We start from the raw sequence: 21,024 nt of genomic DNA on the forward strand, positions 1-21,024 counted from the left end.
ATAAAAACATTAAATTACTAATTCAACGGTTTTTTTTATTTTCCTGCATAATTAAAAATATTTTTGTAATATTGGGATTAAAAAACACTCAATTGTCAAAAATTCCAATAAAAAAAGTGATTTCATCATGAAAATCACCTTTTTTATACATAGTCAGCTATTTTACAAGCGCAATCACTTCAATTTCAACCATAGCATCTTTTGGTAGCCTTGCAACCTCAACACATGACCTCGCTGGTTGATAGTGATCAAAATATTGTCCATACACTTCATTCACATCTGTAAATTGGCTCATGTCAGCTAAAAACACAGTCGTTTTCACAACCGTTTCAAGCGAAGCTCCAGCCGCCTTTAGAACGGCTTTTAAGTTGCGGAAAACCTGATGTGTCTGTTCCTTTATATCACCTTGTATCATTTCACCTGATGGTGTTAACGGAATTTGTCCTGAGCTATAAAACATGTTATTGACGATAATCCCTTGTGAATAAGGTCCAATTGCTTGAGGCGCATCCTTTGTCCGTACAACCTTTGTCATTTCAAACTCTCCTCTTATTATAAATTTGAAAACACCATGTCTGTTTCCCCAGTACTTCCCTCTTTGATAAGTTCTTAGGCTGACGTGCCAGTATGGTCTGCATTGTAAAATTGCACATTTTCTTTTGTATAGGTATGACCAACTTCAATCATTTTTTTGAAAGAAACGCTGGAAATTTCCATTTTCTATTTCAACAGTTTTATCCTTCATATCAATTTCTGAAAGAGTAAGAAGTGACATATACTCATCTACTAGCCGTTCTTTCACTCCCTGTGCCTCGACAAGAACTCCGATACCTGCTACACGAGCATTAAACTCATCCAATAAATTGATCATCCCATTGATGGTTCCGCCTGCCTTCATAAAATCATCAATGATTAAAACATTTGAACCCGCTTCTAAATTACGCTTTGCAAGTGACATCGTTTGAATACGGTTGGACGATCCAGAAACGTAGTTGATACTAACTGTTGACCCTTCCGTAACCTTATTATCTTTTCTAACGACCACTGTCGGTACATCCATATAGCTGGCTACAGCGTAAGCAAGAGGGATACCTTTTGTCGCCACTGTCATAACGACATCAATCTCTCTTTCAGCAAAAACGGAAGCAAATAGTTTACCTGCTTTTGATAAAATCGATGGTTTTCCCAGAATATCTGTTAAATATAAATAGCCACCTGGCAAAATCCGTTCGGAATCATTTAATGACTGCCTAAGTGTACGAACAAAGTCCTCTGCTTCATCAAGTTTTACCTTTGGTATGTATTTCACACCGCCTGCTGCTCCTGGAACTGTCTGTAGTGTACCTATTCCTTGCTGCTCAAAGGTTTGCTTAATAATAGTTAAATCCTCACTGATTGATGATTTAGCAGATTGATACCGTTCTGAAAAGAAGGTTAATGGCACTAAGACATGCGGATGGGTCAACAAATAGTTTGTTAAATCCACCAATCTGCCGCTTCGACGAAACTTCATGCACTTACCTCCAAAATCCGAATATTTTTAAAATTACTATAACTTATCATACGGTTTTATACAAGTTTGTTTTGTTCACCGACCATTCGGACAGCATAAACCTGATCACAAAAACCTCTTAACCCATTGTAAATCCTTTGTACTTTTGACTCATATTGTACGAGCCCAAACACTGTCGGACCGCTTCCACTCATTAAAACCGCATCTGCACCAAAACGTTTCATCTGATTTTTAATCATTGCAACTTCAGGGTGATGTTTGAGTGTAACTGATTCAAGGACATTACCAAGTTTATTGCACATGTTTTGAAAATTTTTCTCTTTAATAGCAGAAACCATCCCTTTAACATCAGGATGTTCAACTTGGTCAAGTTTTAACTGCTTATATACTTCTGCTGTTGAAATACCAAGAGTCGGTTTTGCAAGCACAACCCAGCAGTGGGGCGGGGCCTCAATTAGAGAAATTTTTTCTCCTCTGCCTGTTGCAATAGCTGTTCCTCCATATACACAAAATGAAACATCAGATCCGATCTCTGCACCAAGCTCGGCTAGTTCTTTTAAGGAAAGATTCAATTTCCACAGACGGTTCAGCCCTCTAAAAACGGCTGCAGCATCACTGCTTCCTCCCGCCAGTCCTGCTGCAACAGGAATCACTTTCGTAATCGATATAGAAACACCTTTTTTTATTCCAAATCGCTTTTTCATAAGCGCTGCTGCCTGATAAGCAAGATTTCTCTGGTCATCAGGAACAAACCGGTTATGTGAAGAAACGACGACTTTATCCTCTGCCAACTCTGACAACTCAACCCGATCAGCCAGATCGATTGTCGTCATCACCATCTCAACTTCATGATATCCGTCCAAACGCTTATGGTGAACATCCAGCGATAAATTAATCTTAGCCGGCGCTTTCTCTAAAATACGCAATCCATTCACCTACTTCTCCATCTAAACATAAGTATCCACATTGTAACATATTTTGAAGTACAGGACGTACAAATGCATGCGTCGCGGCAGGACGCCGCGTCTTTAGCATGCGATCCTTATTCGTAAGTACAAATGCATGCGCATCAGGCTGGACGCCGCGTTTCTAGCACGCTGACCGAACCCGGTTAGCAGCAGAGTAGATATTATGTAGTTATCAAAAAACGGAGGACATCTAAGGCCCTCCGTTTGTCACTGTTTTATTGTTTTTTTGATTCCTGAGCCATATGCTGTTCTGCTAATTCGATTGCTCTTTTTACCATATTCCCGGCATCTCTGGCACGAATTGCTCCCCAGCCTTCATTTTTAACTGTATCGTAAAACCCAAGATCTTTTGCCAGTTCATATTTCAATTCTTCTGACATGATGCTCCTGCGTCTGCCCAAACGAAACAGCCCCTTTCATAAAACAAGTGACATTTATAGCTTTTCTCTAGGTCAATCAAATCTTCCCCGAGAAATATTGGATAAAATAAAAAGCAGCAAACATGTTGTCCACTGCTAATTAAAGAGCTACTGAGCTTGTCGTATCATCAGAAAATCTCAATTCAACCGTCTCAGTAAGAATATCTGCATAACTGTATGAAACTCTTTCGAACGAATTCTCGTCTTGATCTAATTGTATCACAAAAACAGAAGGGTACGTCTCAGCTAAAATGCCCGAACGCTCAATCGTTTTTCGGCGACCTCCGTTTGCTTTTAACGTAAGTCTTTTTCCCAAATGCCCGTCAAGCGATCTTTTTATATCGGACAACGTTTTGGCCATTGCATCCACCTCACTAAATTCATTATACAACAACAGCCCATTTTTGTCAAATAAAATTTAAATTATATCAACGTTAGTGAGCTATTGTCAATAAAATATTTGTGACAAATTTTACTTTAACTTTCCCTTATTTTCCTCGTTTTACGTGTTTTTATGTATAATTTTTAAATAAAGTTGTGTTTTCAACAAAAAAACCCGCCATAAGCGGGATTAATTTGTTGTCTTATATGGCATTCCTATTCTCAGCAGTCCTCGTGTTTCAATCCCCCCCAGTCCTTTTTCCCTTGTTAAGGTATTCCTGAGCACTTCCCAGACGTTAATTCTGTCCATAAATGGAGTAAAGCTGAGTTTCGCGACGATATAGACTGGATCAAGCGCATGGATGTTCACTCTTGAAGGGGAACTCGCAAAATTGGCACCAGCTTTAATTAATGATTCAAAATGGGATTGGCAAGCACCAGCAAAAATCACAAGTTGATCAAGATGGGGAACTTTTTTTCTTGCTTTTTGAACAGTTTCAATAAAATCTTTTGAATGTCTATAAGCATTTATGTTGTTAATATTCCCTTTGTGCTTGGAATAAGCGTCATGGCCAGTAATTACGAGAAGATCTGGTCGATATTCGTCGAGCAACTCCTCAATAACAGAAGCCATTTTCTTTTCATGGCAATGAATACCATACACCGGAACACCGATCTTTTCATACAATGTCAAACACTTTTTTAAATATGTCGAATCCCCATCTAAGTGAAGAACTCTTCCAGGCATGTGAAAATATTGTTGTTCATTATTATACTGGTTTGTAGCTCGGTATTCGTGTTTCTCACGAAGAAGTCTATAATCATGCCGGAGCATCTCCAGAGATTCCTTCATTTTCGATTCTTCTTCCTGTTTTCTTTCCAGCCGTTCAGCTTCGCGAACAATCTCTAGATCCGCTAAATACGCATCAGCAATTAACCTGACTTCATCTCCGTGCAAAACAGCAATTGGCTCGCCTTTTGCCGATTGTTCAATAGAAATAATTCGAAATACAATATCTCTTTGATACGATTTTCTGACTACCATGTCGCCTATTTGAAATTGCATGCTTTTCACTCCACACATAAACTAAGACCCTCATCATTTATAAATCAAACAGCGTCGAAAAAATTAAAGGTACTTCTGTAGCCTATGTGCCTCATGCTCAAGTGGTGACATTCAGCAAAAAAGCCCTTCTTATTTACAGAAAGGCCTTTGATAAGTGATCAGAAAGAACGGCGAATTCTTCAATACTAAGTGACTCCCCTCGTCTCTTTCCATCGATTTCTGATTCTTGGAGCGCTTTTTCAATCAATGATTTCTTTTCTTTTCCGTTTGGTAAATTGTTAACAAGGTTGTTTAAAAGCGTTTTTCGACGCTGAGCAAAACTTGCTTTGACAATTTGAAAGAAAAACACCTCATTGCGCACGGTCACAGCCGGGGTATCTCTTAACAGCAACCGTATGACTGCTGAATCAACATTTGGCTGTGGAATGAACACGGTCTTCGGAACAGTCATCACCGTTTTCGGATCAGTATAAAATTGAACTGCTATCGATAATGAACCATATTCCTTTGAAGAGGGTTTTGCAGCCATACGGTCCGCCACTTCTTTTTGTAACATCACAACAATTCCTTTTAATGGAAGGTTTTCCTCTAAAAGTTTCATAATGATTGGCGTGGTCACATAGTATGGCAGGTTGGCCACCACCATCACCTCATCACAATCTTGAAACTGGTCAACCATCACTGTTTGAATATCTGCTTTCAAAACATCCTGATGAAGAACAGTTACATTATCATAAGGAGACAGTGTATCTTTTAATATCGGCAGTAGCCTTTGATCAATTTCAAAAGCGACTACTTTTTTAGCACGTTTAGCAAGCTGTTCAGTCAAAGCGCCGATTCCTGGCCCAACTTCAATGACACCTGTTTTCTTCGTTACTTCAGCATGATCAACGATTCTGTCCAATATATTTGTATCGATTAAAAAATTTTGCCCCAAGCTTTTTTTAAATGAAAATCCGTATTTTTCAAGGACTTCTCTTGTTCTTATAGGGGTGGCGATATCTTTATTCATTCTCTTCCTCCCGCAGCACAGTCTCTAGTGCGCTTAAATAATCACTCTTTTTAATTTGAAACATTTGCAATCGTTTTTCCAACTGTTTACCGTTTGTATAACCAATATTTAAGATGTCGCCCAGCCGTTCTCGTCTTTTTTTTGCTAAGGGGCCACCGATCAAGCCGGCCTCGATCAAATCACGGGTTCCAATTTCGGCTTCTACTACTTCCATTTCTTCCTGAACCGTTTTTAAACATGTCCGGATACTTTCAAGTGATGCATGTTCGACACCGATTCCTCGGTTGTTTTTAGGTTTAGCCAAATGTTTAGGTAAAAATGCATGTTTACAGCCTGGTACTTTTTCAGCTATTGTTTTACGAATCTTCTCCCCTGGATAGTCAGGGTCGGTGAAAATAATAACTCCTCGTGTTTTTTGTGCGAGTTGGATTTGCTTTATCACATCTTCTCCGATCGCAGACCCATTTGTTTCTATCGTATCAGCATCAACAGCTGACTTAACTTTTGCTGTATCGTCACGTCCTTCAACAACGATAATTTCTTTAATTTTCATGTTTTCCTCCGAATGATAAAAAAGCTTTATTACATTTTCGAAATAACTGAAACCTTTTTGTAATAAAACCGTCTATAATATTGATGACAAGATGAATCTATTATAACGAAAAAAACAGAGGGGTCAAAATCCCTCTGCTTCCATAAAAATAAAATGGTATATTTAGTTCAAAACCTTAATTTTAACTCGTTTGTTTCCCCATCGATATGCAGATGGTTTATTAGGGAAAAATACATCTATTTTGCGACCTTTAATCGCTGATCCTGTATCAGCTGCAATTGCATAACCATAACCTTCTACATGCACTCTAGAACCCAATGGAATAACACTTGGATCCACTGCGATCACCTTAGAACCAGGGTTGGATTTTAAATTAAAACCTGTAGCTGTGTTGCCTGAGCATCCATTACAACTAGCCGTATAGGCTGTGGAAGAAACATAAAATTCTTTTTTTGAGGGTTCATTGCTGCGTGATACATTGGCGCGTGTTTTAGTAAACGTTTTGTTTTTTGTGCCAATAGCAATTACTTTTGGCTTGCTTTCGGTTGCCGTTTCCTTTTTAATTAATTTTCTAGAAAGCTCTTTGCCGTTTTTCATAACAACAGCGTAATGTTTTTTAAGCTTACCATGTTTACCATTTTGAATTACTTTTTCTTTGCCTTTGTCAAGAGATGCATCCGCTTTTTTCTTTACGTCATACGGTATCTTCTCTTCCACTACATCGGTGACTTTTTTGATGCGAGTAATGTAAATGTCTGCCTGATCTTTTGTCAGTTTTTTATCAAGCGCAGGTTTGATTTCATCATCGCCATTTACGCTGATTTTATGGTGTTTTAAAAAGTCAGCGACCGTAGTCGAAGTTGTCCAAAGGTCTTTATTTTTACCGGCATCTTTTACAGTGACCTTAAAAGCTCTTTGTAAAGTCAGCCTCATATCTTTCTTTATCTCTTGATCAACTGAAGGTTCAATTTGATCATGTTTCCCCAACTTTATATCTAGTTTTTCAAGAAGCTGACCGACTGTCCCTGTTGTTGTCCAGATCGCTTTTTCTTGCCCATCTATTGTGAATTGAACACGTTTTGAAGCGACATACTTGACCTTCATATCGCTAGTAATTTTTGTATCTTCCGCTGGAGAGATATGATCCTCTTTTCTCGTCTCTACATCTAGACTTTTTAAAAGCTCACCCACTGTTTTTGCATGTGTGCGAACGCTTTGTTTTTTTCCGTTAATAGATACCGAGATTGATTTTTTAGTAAGCTCATGCGCTCCATAAGCAGTTCCGCTTCCTGCTACTAGCAAGCCACCAGCAAGCAGAATCCATCTGCCTTTACTAAGCTTTACGGAAAACAGCCTTCTCATTTTTTGTATGATGAAAAACGCCTCCTTCTCCTCGGAGAGATTATATAGAGTATCTTCAAGCCTGTCAACCCTCCTTTCATTTCCATCACTAGCCAGCCTTCTCTTTTATTATGAAAAATTGACTGCCCAAAAGGAAGAAAGACTAGTCGACATCTATCCTATGAGTGTAAACAGACATGTAGAACTTTTGAGAACAATCTCCCGAAAAGACAAGCTTATCCAATACTCGATATCACATATTGTCACTTCATGTTAAAAAGTTTTTTTGCATTTTCGGTCGTTTTGGCCGCTACTTCCTCATAAGTTAACCCCTTAAGCTCTGCTATTTGTTCAGCGACAAATTTTACATAGCTCGGTTCATTTCGTTTTCCTCGAAAAGGATGAGGTGTTAAATAAGGACAGTCTGTCTCAATTAAAACCCTGTCTATAGGAATTTGCTTGGCAACTTCTTTTGGTTTTTTTGCATTTTTAAAGGTGATGGGGCCACCGAAGGATATATAAAAGTTCATATCTATGCATTCCTTAGCAATTTCTGCACTTCCAGTAAAACAATGCATAATACCTCCAACTTGTTCAGCCCCTTCTTCACGTAAAATGGTGATCACATCCTCTGTTGCATCACGGTTATGAATGACAATTGGAAGGTTGACTTGTTTTGCTAAGGCAATTTGTTTTCTAAATACTTCTTTTTGAACATCTTTCGGTGATTTATCCCAGTGATAGTCCAGACCCATTTCCCCAAGCGCCACGACTTTCTCATGAGAAGAAAGTTCTTTTATCCATGATAAATCTTCATCTGTCAAATCAATGGCATCAACTGGATGCCAACCGATTGCAGCATAGATAAACTCATATTCCTCAATGAGTTCCATCGCACGGTTTATCGTTGGACGGTCAAAACCGACAACCACGATATGTTCAACTTTTTCTTCCCTCGCCCTAGCAATCACTTCTTTTAAATCTTCATGATACTGTTCCGCATTTAAATGTGCATGTGTATCAAATAACATCAAATGTTCACCCTTTTTATCATATATTGTCAATAAAAACAAAAGGTGTTCGACGAAATGTTACACGTGAAACACCTTTTGTCTATTTATTTAATTCGTGTTCCATTAGCCAAAGAACTGTCTACTGAAGCCAGTGAAAAGTTACCTTGATCTCCACCTGCTAAAATCATTCCTTGTGACCATTCTCCTCTTAACTTAACTGGTTTTAAATTAGCGACACAAATGACTTTACGTCCGACTAATTCTTCCGGTTTGTAATGCTCAGCAATTCCTGAGACAACTTGTCTTTTTTCAAAACCTAAATCAAGTTGTAATTTTAACAGCCGATCTGCTTTTTTTATCGGCTCAGCCTGAATGATTTCAGCAACCCGAAGATCTGTGTTCATAAATTCATCAAATGTGATTTCTGAGACTTCTTCTTTTGCCGGCTCCTTTTTTAATACCGTGCCTTGCATTTTTTCTTTAATATATGCGACCTCTTCTTCAACTTCAAGCCTTGGGAATAACGGATCTCCTTTTTGAACCTGAACCGATTTCAGCTGCCCAAAGGAGGCAATACTTCCCCATGTTTTGTAAGATGGGTCTGTTATACCGAGCTGGGAGAAGATTTTTTCAGGTGTTTGTGTTAAAAATGGTTGCAACAAGACTGCAGTAATTCGCAGTGATTCTGCCAGATGATACATCACAGACTGAAGTTCCTGTTCTTTTTCCTGATCTTTCGCCAGGACCCAAGGTGCTGTTTCATCAATATATTTATTTGTCCGGCTAACAAATTGCCAAAGCGATGTTAGCACAACAGAGAATTCCATATTTTCAATGGCCTGTTCATAAGCTTGAATGGTTTCTTTAGCGAACGATGATAAAGGTTCATCAAAAGGTGTTATCTGACCTTGATAAGATTGAATGTTTCCATCAAAATATTTGTTGATCATGGCAATTGTTCTGTTTAAAAGGTTTCCTAAATCATTTGCCAAATCATAATTAATCCGCTCTACAAATCCTTCTGGTGTGAATACACCGTCAGAACCAAATGGCACTTCACGAAGCAAATAGTATCGTAAAGCATCAAGGCCATACCTGTCGATTAATGTTACCGGATCTACCACATTTCCTTTTGATTTAGACATTTTCCCGTCTTTCATCAATAACCAGCCATGAGCAAATACCTTTTTTGGTAAAGGCATATCTAAAGCCATCAACATAATAGGCCAATAAATGGTATGGAAACGGACAATTTCTTTTCCAACGAGGTGAACATCGGCAGGCCAGTATTTTTTATAATGCTCATCATGATCAGTAGCAAATCCAAGTGCCGTTACATAGTTAAATAATGCGTCTATCCATACATATACGACATGCTTAGGATTACCCGGAACTTTTATCCCCCAGTCAAATGTTGTCCGGGAGACCGCTAAATCCTCTAGCCCTGGTTTTATAAAATTATTAATCATTTCGTTTTTACGTGATTCAGGCTGAATGAATTCAGGGTTATCCTCATAAAATGCAAGGAGACGGTCTGCATATTTTCCCATCCGGAAGAAGTAAGACTCTTCTTTAATCAATTCAACAGGGTGACCGCTATCCGGACTTTTTCCGCCAATAACTTCCCCTTTTTCATTACGCTCTACATCAACGAGTTGTGTTTCTGTATAGAACGTTTCATCAGGAATACTGTACCAACCTTCATATTCATCAAGATAAATATCGCCTTGATCAAGAAGCTTTTGAAAAACCTTTTCAATGACGGTTTTATGACGAACTTCTGTTGTCCGAATAAAATCATCATTAGAGATATCAAGTTTTCTCCAGAGTTGTTGAATGTCTTTTGCAGCTTGATCTACCAATTCTTGTGGCGTTATATTGGCTTGGTCTGCTTTTTGTTGAATTTTTTGGCCATGTTCGTCAGTACCCGTTAAATATCTCACATCATAGCCTCTTAGTCTTTTATACCGAGCCATGGCATCACCTGCAACGGTTGTATAAGCATGTCCAATATGTAGTTTTCCACTCGGGTAATAAATCGGTGTTGTAATATAAAACGTATTCTTTTCTTCCGACATGATGGAACCTCCCAATTAAAATGTCAAAAAACTCCCGCCAAAAAGGACGAGAGCGGTGTCTTCATTCAGTCATAGCCTTATTTATGATCCTCTTTATATGATACCATCTTAACCTTTAAGTTCAAGAAAATATACATATCAATAACAAATGATTATTCGTATTGTCATTTTGTTCATATCGAGGAAATATAATACTTCGACAAAAAAAGCTTCCATTGTCGAATAATGTCGTATATAATCAATATGAGGAAAAACCTTAGTTCAAAAGTCTTGATTTAAAGACATATACACTGGTTTTATCATCTTCAATTCCTTTTACATCAGTTCAATTCAAGATTATTTAACTATATGCGCTAATTTTTACAAACAATAGAAAGAAAAAGATTGACGTATATTGGAAACCTTGATATGCTAGGACTGTAAGGATTTTGTCGAATAATGACGAAGATAATAACACCAATTAAATAACTATTTTTAGGGAGGAGAACAAATATGAAATCTACAGGTATTGTACGTAAAGTTGACGAACTAGGACGCGTGGTGATTCCGATTGAACTTCGCCGTACGCTAGGAATTGCTGAAAAAGACGCTCTTGAAATTTATGTTGATGATGAAAAAATCATTTTGAAAAAATATAAACCAAACATGACTTGCCAAGTAACAGGTGAGGTTTCTGATGACAACCTTAAACTTGCTAACGGTAAATTAGTACTTAGCCCTGAAGGTGCTGAACAAATCATTAAAGAAATTCAAGCACAACTTCAATCTCAAAAATAATTATTTTAAATATATAAAAATTGCTTTATCAATGGCTGTCAAGTCTTTCTTGACAGCCATTATTTATTAAGCTGGATGATCGGTTTTTTCTAAAAACCAAGTGCCCGTGGGTATCCGTTTGCCCTTATCTCAACCGCTTTTATGACAAACAGTTTTTTATTTTTCATGATTAATATGATATGCTTCATAAATTTTACGTTTTTGGACGTTACGATCAATGGCTGTTTTTTTTATGGCTTCCTTTGTATGAAGTCCTTGATTAATATAATATTCAACATGTTCTTTTTCCGAAAGATTTTCCCACCAACTCGCTTCTTCAAAATGATTTTCTTCTTCACATCCTTCAACCACGAGACAAAACTCGCCCCTCACCTGTTCTTTCTCGAATAAAGCTAACACTTCTTCAATCGTTCCTCTTATAAATTCTTCAAATTTTTTTGTTAATTCTCTTGTCACTGCAATTTTTCGATTCCCAAATATGTCATGCATTGCTGTTAGTGTCTCTTTCAAACGATGTGGCGCTTCATAAAAAATCATTGTTTCTTGTCTGTTTTTTAGTGTGTTCAGTTGTTTTTTTCTTTCGCGCTTGTTTCGGTCTAAAAAGCCGAAAAAGAAAAACGGCTGTGGTACAAGACCTGAGGCAATCAATGCTGTTAAAGCTGCATTTGCACCAGGCAAAGGTACAACATAACCACCAATATCGGTGAAATCTCGAACAATTTCCGCTCCTGGATCAGAGATCGTTGGCATGCCGGCATCACTGACTAACGCGATCGTTTTTCCTTCCTTTAACCATTCTAATATTTTATGACCGCTACTTTCCTTATTATGTTCATGATAGCTAACTAGCTGTGTCTCAATTTGGTAAACATGGCATAGTTTTTTTGTCTGTCTCGTATCCTCTGCAGCGATTACATCAGCCTCTTTTAATACATGAATAGATCTGAATGTCATATCCTCTAAATTACCGATTGGTGTCGGAACAAGATATAAGATTCCCATATCCGATTTTTGATCAAAGCTCTTCTGACGATTGATGATCAACACCCTCTTTTCTCCGCCGTTTTTATTTTTAGATAATGTTCTTTATTTTTTCGCGATAATTTTTTGAAACGATACTCTGCCTGCATAGCTTCTCTTTTCGTTGAAAACCGTTCGGAATAATGGAGTGTGACTGGCAGTCTTGCCCTTGTATATTTAGCTCCTTTGCCATCATTGTGGGTCTTTAACCGTTTTTCAAGGTTATTCGTATACCCTGCATATAAACTGCCGTCCCGGCATAACAGTACATAAAAATAATGGTTATCACCTGTCTCCATATAATATCTTCCTTATCTCTTTTGTATATTGATTGTTTTTATCATATACAAACAGCGGTGGTAAGATTTTCAGATCAGGCCGGCCATTTTTTATTCCTTCAACTAAAATGGTATTTGCCTCTTTATCATGTTTTGGATAAACAAATTGTACACGTTTCGGCTCAATCTTATATTCCCTCATCAACTCAAAAATTTCAAGGAGCCTTCCCGGTCTATGGACAAGCGCCATTTTTCCACCCTGCTTTAAAAGTTGGCTACTGACCCGAACCACATCTTCCAATGTGCAATAAATTTCATGTCGAGCTATAGCAAGATGTTCATTAAGATTTTGCTCCGTTTTTTGAGGTGTTTTAAAATAAGGAGGATTACATGTTACAACATCGGCTTTATTATATCCTAGCACCTTTGGCATATGATTCAGATCATCTTTAATAAACTGAATTTGTTGTTCAAGACAATTGTATACTACACTCCGCTGTGCCATATCATACAACCTCTCTTGAATTTCAACCCCAGTGATCGTTGCTTTAGAACGGGTACTGAGAAGCAGTGGAACAATGCCATTTCCCGTACACAGATCAATAATGTTACCTTTTTGAATAGGGACATATGTAAATTTTGACAGCAATACCGCATCTAATGAAAATGCAAAGACTGTCGGGCTCTGTACAATTTTTAAATCCTCGGCAAGTACATCATCAAGTCGTTCATCATCTCGTAATTGAATCATCATTTTGTCCTTTCCCACTATAATCTATTCTTGGTGACTACCCGTTAAAAGGGCTTCCGTTTGACCGGAAGCCCTCCTTTTATTTTTTATTTAAAAATGACAGACAAAACAAACAATCTCCCTCTTTACGGACACTTCCATAATGGATGTTACAAATGTGGAAACCTTCCTGATAAAGGCGCGCCAAATTATCATGGCCTTCTCCAATATCAATAAGTCCTGTCTTCTCGGTTTTTGACTCTTTTGTACCCGATTTTGCTACTTTCAGCCTTTGATCTGTCTCTTCTAAGCGCTTGCGCAAATGTTCATTTTCCAAGTGCAGATGGTTATTCTCTTCGATCATTTCCCCAATATGCTGTTTAAGATCTCCAAGCTGACGGTACAATGAACCGATCTGTTCTTCTAAATTTATGACTGTATCAAACAATTCTTTTTTATCCAAGGTTTCACACCTCGTTAATCTGTGGTTTGGGCAGATACGACACCTTCTTGTAACAGTTCATCCCACGTGTATTCCACAACTCTTTCATTATTTGTCAATTCGACTTGAAGGATGCGTTCAAGAATATTCAGTCCAACGACTTTCGCTGGACCGTTGGATGTTGCAATGACTTCTCCAATATCAGGAAGCTGTTCTTTAGCCGTTTCATATTCATCATTTTCATACTTTAAACAGCACATAAGCCGTCCGCATAGACCGGAAATTTTCGTCGGATTAAGTGAGAGATTTTGATCTTTGGCCATTTTGATAGAAACAGGTTCGAAATCGCCAAGAAACGTTGAGCAGCAAAGCATTCTTCCACACGGTCCGATACCGCCAAGCATTTTGGCTTCATCCCTTACACCGATCTGTCTAAGTTCAATTCTAGTTTTAAATATAGCTGCCAAATCTTTGACAAGCTCTCTAAAATCGACTCTTCCATCAGCCGTAAAATAAAAAATCACTTTGTTTCGATCAAATGTGAATTCGACATCAACCAGTTTCATCTCAAGACCATGTTCATATACTTTTTTCTGACATATTTCAAAAGCTGACAGAGCCGCTTCTTTGTTTTCTTCAACAATTAGACGATCACGTTCATCAGCCACCCTGATCACTTTTCTTAAGGGCAAGACGACATCGTGCTCATCTACTTGCTTATTGGCGACAACAACCTGGCCATACTCAACCCCTCGTACTGTTTCAACGATTACACAGCTGTCTTTATCTATCTGATATCCGTTTGGATCAAAATAATATATTTTGCCCGCTTTTTTAAAGCGAACGCCAATCACATGATACAAGCTTATCCCTCCTGCAGCATTAAAACCAAGTGCTCCATTAAACTATGAGCATTAACATTGGAATAAAGCCGTTTTTTTGCTTCTAAAACAGCAAGTATTTGGTTTGTCAATCGTTGTTGTGTGGATTGTAATGCATGCTGTTTTAATATTTGGAATAAGTCCTGAAAAATAATTTTATCTTCATGTCCTATCTGAATGGACAACACATCACGATATATGAATAAAAGCATATCAAGACCCATTTGTTGATGGTCTTTCTCCTTAAAAAAGGGCATCCATTGATCTTGAATATAAAAAAAAGCATGTCCTTTTCTCTGGTGTAAGACTTCATACAATTTTATCACTTTCGCTCTAGTCTCTGCAAACTGTTCATTTCGACTTAATTCGAGCGCTTCTGATAAACTGCTAGTCATATTCGACAAAATGGGTGCTAGGTTCGGAGAGATCTCTTGTTTAATTAATTCTTTTTCAATTGATTCTGGTAATAATGATTGAAATGATAGAACCTGACATCTTGATCTAATGGTGTCCAACAATTTATGGGGTTGTTCTGTTAACAGGATGGCAATTGTTTCATTGCTTGGCTCTTCTAAAAATTTTAACAGACTATTGGCGGCATTTGTTGTCATTTTATCTGCATGGGAAATGATATATAGCTTCTTTTGCGACTCCAAACCTGTTTTTGCGAATTCTTCCTGCAATGACTGAATTTGCCCTTTTTTAATCGACAATCCATCAGGAAAGACGGCATGGACATCAGGATGGTTGCCGGAAGTAATTCGCTGACAATTTCGACAAGATTCACAAGGTTCGCCTTTTTGTTCAAGACAAAAAAAACTTTTCGCCAACAAAAAAGCTGCATCTAATTTACCTGTCCCTTTACGCCCTTCAAACAAATAAGCATGTGCCAGCCGATTTCTTTTTATACTATTTTGCAAAAGCCGCATCACTTTTGGTTGAAGTGCCTGCATTTCTTTCCAAGTTATAGCCATAACATCACTCTCTATGTGTAAAGGTTAATTAACAAACCCTTTATTTGCCCAATCCGTTCCAATAATTCAATAGAAGGTTTTTCTCGATCCATTAATTCCTCTGTCAATTGGACGAGCTTTTCATCAAGTTCTTTTACAATGTTCAGCGTCCTGCTGTTTCCATATAAATCAAAACTTCTCGAATTTTCTACGGTTAAACCATTCTCAACGGCTTCTTTTACAAAACGTTTGATCATCCCTTTAAATCTAGCCAAATCTTTAAAATTTCTCGACTTCGTCAGCCGTTTCCCAAACGTTTCAATATCGGTCAAAAGCATTGTTAACTGTTCAAACCTAAGCTTTTCGCCCTGTATACTAATTTTTTCTTTAAATGAAGAGGTCGTATTTTCCCCTCTAACAGGCTGAGTCTGCTGTTTTTCTATAATTGTGCGTAATTCTTGACTTATTTTCATATTTTCAATCCTTAAAATTGATGGAATTGTTCAATCGGCAATACAAAAACGGTTGCTCCGCCTACCTCAACTTCAACAGGGTAAGGGACATAAGAATCGGCATTTCCTCCCATTGGAGAAACAGGTGCAATCAATTGATCACGTTTACTTCCGTTTTCTTTAATCAGATTGAGTGCTTTATCAACTCGAATATCATCAACACCCAACATAAAGGTTGTGTTGCCAGACCTAAGGAAACCGCCAGTTGTTGCAAGCTTTGTTACACGAAAATGATGATCAGTTAAAGCCTTTAACAGCCGATTACTATCTTGATCTTGGACAACAGCTATAATTAATTTCATTTGAAACCCCCCTATTTGTTTAAAACAACTTAGGATGTTCTTATAATCATTATAACAGCGATTAACATTGATTTGTAAGCAACAATTGTAAAAAGCTTAAAATCATTGGGGGGTTTTCAGCATAGTATATGCTGTGTATCATAACGTATTCTCAATCAATTGCCGAGCAAAATTTAAGATCCTTCTCAAGAACCGAGAAGATTACAGAAATGAATGAAGTTCCTGTTCAATCATTTCATAAACGTCTTTGACTACATGATCAATAGGCTGGCTGGCATCCACGGTCCGAAAACGCCTCGGGAACCGGCCCATAACCTCTTGATAACCTTGCAAAACACGATGATGGAAGTCGATTTGTTCAAGGTCAAGACGGTTTTTCTCGCGTGAATCATTGACATGAATCCGTTTCATTCCTTCTTCTGGATCAATAGCAAAATAGATTGTAATATGAGGCATCATCTCTCCAATTGCAAATTGATTAATGGACAGTACTTCATCAATCCCAAGTCCTCTAGCATATCCCTGATAAGCGAGAGAACTATCAATAAATCGGTCACACAAGACGATTTTTCCTTTTTTAAGTGCTGGTTGCACCTTTTCAACTAAATGCTGTCTTCTTGCTGCTGCATACAGAAGTGCTTCTGTTTTAGGATCCATGTCTGTATTATTAGGATTTAAAATAACCTCACGGATTTGTTCAGCTATTTCAATCCCACCTGGCTCTCTGGTTGCAAGTACAGGATATCCGTTTTTCGTTAATTGTTGTGTCACTGCCTGAAGGATCGTTGTCTTTCCAGCTCCTTCAGGACCTTCCAATGTAATAAATAAACCGCTCATAATTTCTCCTCTTCTATATATACCATTAATTGTTTGTTTTTCAGCAGGCTGCTTCCTTGAATATAGGCATTTAAATCAATCAGCTTTGCTAACTGGTGAATAACACCTTTGGTCACCCTTTCTCCTGCCATGATGAGGGGAATCCCTGGTGGATATGGGATGACTTGTTCCGCACTTACCCTGCCGACTGCATCTCTGAATGAGACTGATTCTGTTTTAAAAGCGGATTGTTTCTTGCTTGAATAAGGTAGGGTTGTCACTTTTTCAAGCGGCTGCATGCTGCACGTCTCATTTGAAGGTTCAGCTGATGTTTGTTTCATTTCCTTTTCAATCTTTCTGATCAGCTCTTTTGTTAGCTTACTTTTACCTCCTGGCGGTAAAACAAACAATACTTGCCTTTCATCTGCCAATTCAGGATGCCAACCATTTGTCTCGAAAATATTTTTCAATTCATAACCAGAGTGGCCATATTTTGATCTGATCGATAATTTTAATGGATCTTGCTGAATAAGAGGGTCTGTTGGAACAATGATCTCTATCCCTTTCATCTGCAATAACGATTGTTTCATGTCCTGTATCTCTTTTTCAATCTGCTCAATTTTGTTCGCTTTCATTATTTTTTCAAGATAGGCCCTTGCTAAGTCTAGTGAAGCCATGATTGGATATGATGGACTGCTACTTTGTAAGACAGTCAAATAGTGCGCCAATTTGTCCCTGTCGATTCTTCCACTGTTTAAATGCAAGTATGATCCCATTGTCATTGCTGGAAGTGTCTTGTGAGCAGATTGGACAACTGCATCAGCTCCAGCTTGTAGGGATGACTGAGGAAAAGACCCCCCTAAGACAAAATGCGCACCATGTGCCTCATCTACGAGAACAGGTATATGATGTTGGTGTGCTTCTGTAATTATTGGCGTTAAATCAACTGCATGTCCATAGTAATTAGGGGATGTGATCATTAACGCTTTGGCCGAAGGATATCTTAATATAGCGTCTTTGACAGTCTGATGTAAAAGATGTGTAGCTACTGCCATTTTCTCATCGATTTCTGGTGTCAAAAACACCGGATGTGCCCCACTTAGTTCTATTGCATGAAAAACCGATTTGTGACAGTTTCGCTGAACAAGTAAAACATCTCCCGGCTGGCAAACAGACAGAATCATCGCAAGGTTTCCAACTGTTGATCCATTAACTAGAAAGAATGTTTCTTTAGCTCCATAGAGTGATGCGGTTAAATCTTGGGCTTTTTTTATAACCCCTGAAGGATCATGCAGATCATCAAGTCCTGTTAATTCAGTCACATCTATTTTTAGGATGGATTGGAAAAAGGCTCTTGCTTCATCAAAAAAGACATCTCCATTGTGATGTCCCGGAACGTGAAATGATTGTGTATGTTCATCGGCATGGTTGACCAATGCTGTATATAAAGGTGTTTTCATCTTAATCGATTCCCTTTAATATGCCTAGAGCATGGCTTCCGGCATTTTCTTTTTTTTATTATAACCTTCAAGATGGAGAACAAGGAAGATCTTTTGGCAAATCTTTATTCTCAAGCGTCCTTTCCTTCTGTCTGAAGGCGTTTTGCCCGGCCAGCTTCTTCAAAGTTTAAAGTCTCTTTAAGTACACGAATTAAATGATCCTGCAAATTTTTCAACGTTTCAATCTCAACATCTTTTCCTTTAACTGTTTCGGCTGTACTGTTTTTCATAATTTCAGAATTTTTTACCACTACCTCAGAAACTTGCTGTTGAGCTATTGTAGCATGTTGTTGTCTCAGAAGAGTTAAAGCGATCGCTACTTGGTTCTTCCAAAGAGGAATTGCTGTCATAAGCGCTGACTGAATCTTTTCGATCAGCACTTGGTTCGTATTTTGAATCATTTGAATTTGCATTGCACTTTGTTTGGTGATTTCTCTACTGATGATTAAATCATGTAGCCGTCTTCTTAAACGATCAGCCTTATTTGCAGACAATTCCTCCAGTTTCAATTGTCCAGCTACAATATATAGATTTAGCTTTTCATTGTATTTTTTATTTTCTTCTAAAAGCTGTTCAAGTATCTCAAGATCTTTGATCAACGCTTTTTTTGAATGCTCTAGTTTAACACTGACTCTGTTCAGTTGAACGCCTGTCTTTTGATATCTAGAGATGGTTTCTTGGACAGAGCAAGATGTTTTTCTGATCAATCGGAAAAACATCTTGTTTTTTTTCGGATATAACATATCAGGGTCAACTGCCTCGAGCATCTTAACAAAATCATTTACGATCAGCCCTATACCGGCGACATCGTTTTTTCGAACATACTCAAGCATGATATCTGTGAAATGTGCTAAGTTATCTTGTACATTGATTCCGTAGCAATCAATTGTTAACTGTTGTGTTGGATCAATCTGTTCAGCCAGCTGAAATACTTGCAATTGCTTTTCCTCCGACAATATATGAACCCGTTTTCCCATTCTATCTGAAGAACTTACATCGTTAGAAAGCCAATCAGCAAATCCATTCATTTTATCTTTTCTCCTACGTTCTTAAATGAATGTTTTGCAACATCAAGTTCGTATTGCAAGTGGTCAATGTCTGTTTTTAGTAAATCGTACAGGTCATTTTCTAATTGTTTGGTTAATTCAGCAATTGTTAACCGGGTTTCACTCAAAACCATTTCCACATTCGTATTTCGTTTCGGTTGTGATGCTAATAAGGCATATTTTTCGGTTAGTTCCACAACCAGATCTAAATTTTGATAATAGAAACGTTCTACTTGATAAAATCGACTAGGTTCTTCTTTTGTTAGCCAATAAATTTTTCTGACCATTCGATAGATTTCCACGTTTTGCTTTAATGTTTGAAGACTTTTAACTGAAAAAATTAATTTTCTTAGACGGGCAATTTTCACTTTTGCTTCTTTTAAATTTTGCTTAATATAACGATAATCCCGCCTCGTCAGTTTGTTTTCTTTTCTTAACAAGAAAGTTCTATACCATTTTCCTCCAAAATAAACTGAAATCCAAGTTGCCACTGCATAAACGGAAGACAACAGAAACGTTTGATCAAAGACAAAAAAGCAGGTCAACCAAAGGAGCACAGATATGGAATTAGCGGCTAATAGAAGAAGCAAAAATAAGAAAAAACGTTTCATACATCATCTACTCCTTTTAAAAGATACAACAAGTATAGATATAAGAAAAAGACATCTATATCTGGATGTCCTAACTGCTTTGTAAATCTATATTGTGCTATTTTATTATACCTTGCCTCATCAAGAACTTAAAGACCTGCCTCCTTTGAATACAAAAAAAGACCTAAAAATCGGTCTAAGAATATAAAGGTGGTGTACGAATACCTTTTAACTTTTTAACATATTCAGAGTATTGAGGATCAGTTGTTGATGTTGATATTATCTTTTTTTCACATTCTTCACATATAAATTTCGTATAAAGGTGAATACCTTTCATTTTTTTTTCTTCACAAATCATACATGCTTCCCCAGAATCACGCTTTTTCATCATTCCACCTCCATAAATTTCATTATTTCCAACTATTGATACTTGTATACAAAATTAAGAATGTTTTTGAAGGTTAGATTAGTATATGTAGGCTGACATCATAAAGTGTTTGTTTCAGGTGACAGTTGTTAAATCCATTTAAAAAATCAGGGTCTATAATTCACTATCACCAGCACTGGATAAACATAGACCATGTTTGTTTTCGCCTTATGAATCTAAAAAGCCGGCGGAATCAGACTCTAACAATCTTCAACCGCCAGCCTTTCAATTTTTTTCAACAATCTAAAAGCCCAGCTTATTTAAGCTGGGCTTGATACCATAAGTTGCTTGGCGACGTCCTACTCTCACAGGGGGAAACCCCCAACTACCATCGGCGCTGAAGAGCTTAACTTCCGTGTTCGGTATGGGAACGGGTGTGACCTCTTCGCTATCGCCACCAAACTAAA

General features: G+C 37.7%; 24 protein-coding genes, 1 rRNA gene and 1 pseudogene. 1 reads left to right on the plus strand and 25 read right to left on the minus strand.

Going from position 1 to position 21,024, the window contains the following annotated elements; all coding sequences use genetic code 11:
* Positions 1–157: 157 nt before the first annotated feature.
* From ridA to metG, 11 genes are all read right to left on the minus strand, one after another.
* Positions 158–535: a 2-iminobutanoate/2-iminopropanoate deaminase gene (ridA, locus tag PDT38_RS18105; protein WP_270803474.1), complete on the minus strand. Its 378-nt coding sequence runs from the start codon at positions 533–535 to the stop codon at positions 158–160.
* 144 nt (positions 536–679) lie between these two features.
* The gene (gene purR, locus PDT38_RS18110) at positions 680–1,513 is read right to left on the minus strand and encodes a pur operon repressor (protein ID WP_270803475.1); all 834 of its coding nucleotides are present in this window, start codon (positions 1,511–1,513) and stop codon (positions 680–682) included.
* Positions 1,514–1,569: 56 nt separating this feature from the next.
* Complete coding sequence (gene ispE, locus PDT38_RS18115) at positions 1,570–2,439, minus strand: 4-(cytidine 5'-diphospho)-2-C-methyl-D-erythritol kinase (RefSeq protein WP_270803493.1); 870 nt, start codon at positions 2,437–2,439, stop codon at positions 1,570–1,572.
* 257 nt (positions 2,440–2,696) lie between these two features.
* Positions 2,697–2,882 (minus strand): small, acid-soluble spore protein, alpha/beta type, encoded by a 186-nt coding sequence (locus tag PDT38_RS18120; protein ID WP_270803476.1) that lies wholly within the window; start codon positions 2,880–2,882, stop codon positions 2,697–2,699.
* A gap of 118 nt (positions 2,883–3,000) precedes the next feature.
* On the minus strand, positions 3,001–3,261 hold the full coding sequence (gene veg, locus PDT38_RS18125; RefSeq protein WP_172299221.1) for a biofilm formation stimulator Veg: 261 nt from the start codon (positions 3,259–3,261) through the stop codon (positions 3,001–3,003).
* 210 nt (positions 3,262–3,471) lie between these two features.
* On the minus strand, positions 3,472–4,347 hold the full coding sequence (gene yabG / locus PDT38_RS18130) for a sporulation peptidase YabG (protein ID WP_270803477.1): 876 nt from the start codon (positions 4,345–4,347) through the stop codon (positions 3,472–3,474).
* Positions 4,348–4,480: 133 nt separating this feature from the next.
* Complete coding sequence (gene rsmA / locus PDT38_RS18135; RefSeq protein WP_270803478.1) at positions 4,481–5,359, minus strand: 16S rRNA (adenine(1518)-N(6)/adenine(1519)-N(6))-dimethyltransferase RsmA; 879 nt, start codon at positions 5,357–5,359, stop codon at positions 4,481–4,483.
* Complete coding sequence (gene rnmV / locus PDT38_RS18140; protein WP_270803479.1) at positions 5,352–5,912, minus strand: ribonuclease M5; 561 nt, start codon at positions 5,910–5,912, stop codon at positions 5,352–5,354. The genes rsmA and rnmV overlap by 8 nt, the downstream gene beginning before the upstream one ends.
* Before the next feature lie 162 nt (positions 5,913–6,074).
* Entirely contained in the window at positions 6,075–7,274 is a 1,200-nt protein-coding gene (locus tag PDT38_RS18145) for a G5 and 3D domain-containing protein (protein ID WP_270803480.1), read from the minus strand.
* A gap of 242 nt (positions 7,275–7,516) precedes the next feature.
* A complete protein-coding gene (locus PDT38_RS18150) occupies positions 7,517–8,284 on the minus strand; it encodes a TatD family hydrolase (RefSeq protein ID WP_270803481.1) in 768 nt (255 codons plus the stop codon).
* A gap of 86 nt (positions 8,285–8,370) precedes the next feature.
* Positions 8,371–10,344, minus strand: a complete 1,974-nt coding sequence (gene metG / locus PDT38_RS18155) for a methionine--tRNA ligase (RefSeq protein WP_270803482.1) — start codon at positions 10,342–10,344, stop codon at positions 8,371–8,373.
* 492 nt (positions 10,345–10,836) lie between these two features.
* Between metG and PDT38_RS18160 the strand changes: the two genes are divergently transcribed.
* Positions 10,837–11,121 carry an AbrB/MazE/SpoVT family DNA-binding domain-containing protein gene (locus tag PDT38_RS18160; protein WP_172299207.1) on the plus strand — a complete coding sequence of 95 codons (285 nt, stop codon included), beginning with the start codon at positions 10,837–10,839 and terminating at the stop codon, positions 11,119–11,121.
* Positions 11,122–11,277: 156 nt separating this feature from the next.
* On the opposite strand, the gene rsmI is transcribed toward PDT38_RS18160, so the two are convergent.
* The 14 genes and pseudogenes from rsmI to rrf form a co-directional block, all read right to left on the minus strand.
* A complete protein-coding gene (gene rsmI / locus PDT38_RS18165) occupies positions 11,278–12,162 on the minus strand; it encodes a 16S rRNA (cytidine(1402)-2'-O)-methyltransferase (protein WP_270803494.1) in 885 nt (294 codons plus the stop codon).
* Positions 12,137–12,440, minus strand: a pseudogene (locus PDT38_RS18170) (GIY-YIG nuclease family protein). Before PDT38_RS18170 ends, rsmI begins: the two are co-directional and overlap by 26 nt.
* Positions 12,427–13,170, minus strand: coding sequence for a tRNA1(Val) (adenine(37)-N6)-methyltransferase (locus PDT38_RS18175; RefSeq protein WP_270803495.1), 744 nt, complete (start codon positions 13,168–13,170; stop codon positions 12,427–12,429). Before PDT38_RS18175 ends, PDT38_RS18170 begins: the two are co-directional and overlap by 14 nt.
* A 79-nt stretch (positions 13,171–13,249) precedes the next feature.
* Complete coding sequence (gene yabA, locus PDT38_RS18180; RefSeq protein ID WP_270803483.1) at positions 13,250–13,612, minus strand: DNA replication initiation control protein YabA; 363 nt, start codon at positions 13,610–13,612, stop codon at positions 13,250–13,252.
* 14 nt (positions 13,613–13,626) lie between these two features.
* Positions 13,627–14,454: a PSP1 domain-containing protein gene (locus tag PDT38_RS18185; protein WP_270803484.1), complete on the minus strand. Its 828-nt coding sequence runs from the start codon at positions 14,452–14,454 to the stop codon at positions 13,627–13,629.
* Positions 14,455–14,456: 2 nt separating this feature from the next.
* A complete protein-coding gene (gene holB / locus PDT38_RS18190; protein ID WP_270803485.1) occupies positions 14,457–15,446 on the minus strand; it encodes a DNA polymerase III subunit delta' in 990 nt (329 codons plus the stop codon).
* Between the two features lie 11 nt (positions 15,447–15,457).
* Positions 15,458–15,898, minus strand: coding sequence for a YaaR family protein (locus tag PDT38_RS18195; RefSeq protein ID WP_270803486.1), 441 nt, complete (start codon positions 15,896–15,898; stop codon positions 15,458–15,460).
* Positions 15,899–15,909: 11 nt separating this feature from the next.
* Complete coding sequence (locus PDT38_RS18200) at positions 15,910–16,239, minus strand: cyclic-di-AMP receptor (protein ID WP_172299195.1); 330 nt, start codon at positions 16,237–16,239, stop codon at positions 15,910–15,912.
* Between the two features lie 201 nt (positions 16,240–16,440).
* Positions 16,441–17,076: a dTMP kinase gene (gene tmk, locus PDT38_RS18205; protein WP_270803487.1), complete on the minus strand. Its 636-nt coding sequence runs from the start codon at positions 17,074–17,076 to the stop codon at positions 16,441–16,443.
* Positions 17,073–18,515 (minus strand): aminotransferase class I/II-fold pyridoxal phosphate-dependent enzyme, encoded by a 1,443-nt coding sequence (locus PDT38_RS18210; RefSeq protein WP_270803488.1) that lies wholly within the window; start codon positions 18,513–18,515, stop codon positions 17,073–17,075. The genes tmk and PDT38_RS18210 overlap by 4 nt, the downstream gene beginning before the upstream one ends.
* Before the next feature lie 110 nt (positions 18,516–18,625).
* Positions 18,626–19,582: a toxic anion resistance protein gene (locus tag PDT38_RS18215; protein ID WP_270803489.1), complete on the minus strand. Its 957-nt coding sequence runs from the start codon at positions 19,580–19,582 to the stop codon at positions 18,626–18,628.
* Positions 19,579–20,211 (minus strand): 5-bromo-4-chloroindolyl phosphate hydrolysis family protein, encoded by a 633-nt coding sequence (locus PDT38_RS18220; RefSeq protein ID WP_270803490.1) that lies wholly within the window; start codon positions 20,209–20,211, stop codon positions 19,579–19,581. Before PDT38_RS18220 ends, PDT38_RS18215 begins: the two co-directional genes overlap by 4 nt.
* Positions 20,212–20,386: 175 nt before the next feature.
* On the minus strand, positions 20,387–20,578 hold the full coding sequence (locus tag PDT38_RS18225) for a sigma factor G inhibitor Gin (RefSeq protein ID WP_172299185.1): 192 nt from the start codon (positions 20,576–20,578) through the stop codon (positions 20,387–20,389).
* Between the two features lie 325 nt (positions 20,579–20,903).
* A 5S ribosomal RNA gene (gene rrf / locus PDT38_RS18230) occupies positions 20,904–21,019 on the minus strand.
* Between the last annotated feature and the right edge of the window lie 5 nt (positions 21,020–21,024).

The organism is Bacillus changyiensis (assembly GCF_027706145.1).
Taxonomy (GTDB): domain Bacteria; phylum Bacillota; class Bacilli; order Bacillales; family Bacillaceae; genus Bacillus; species Bacillus changyiensis.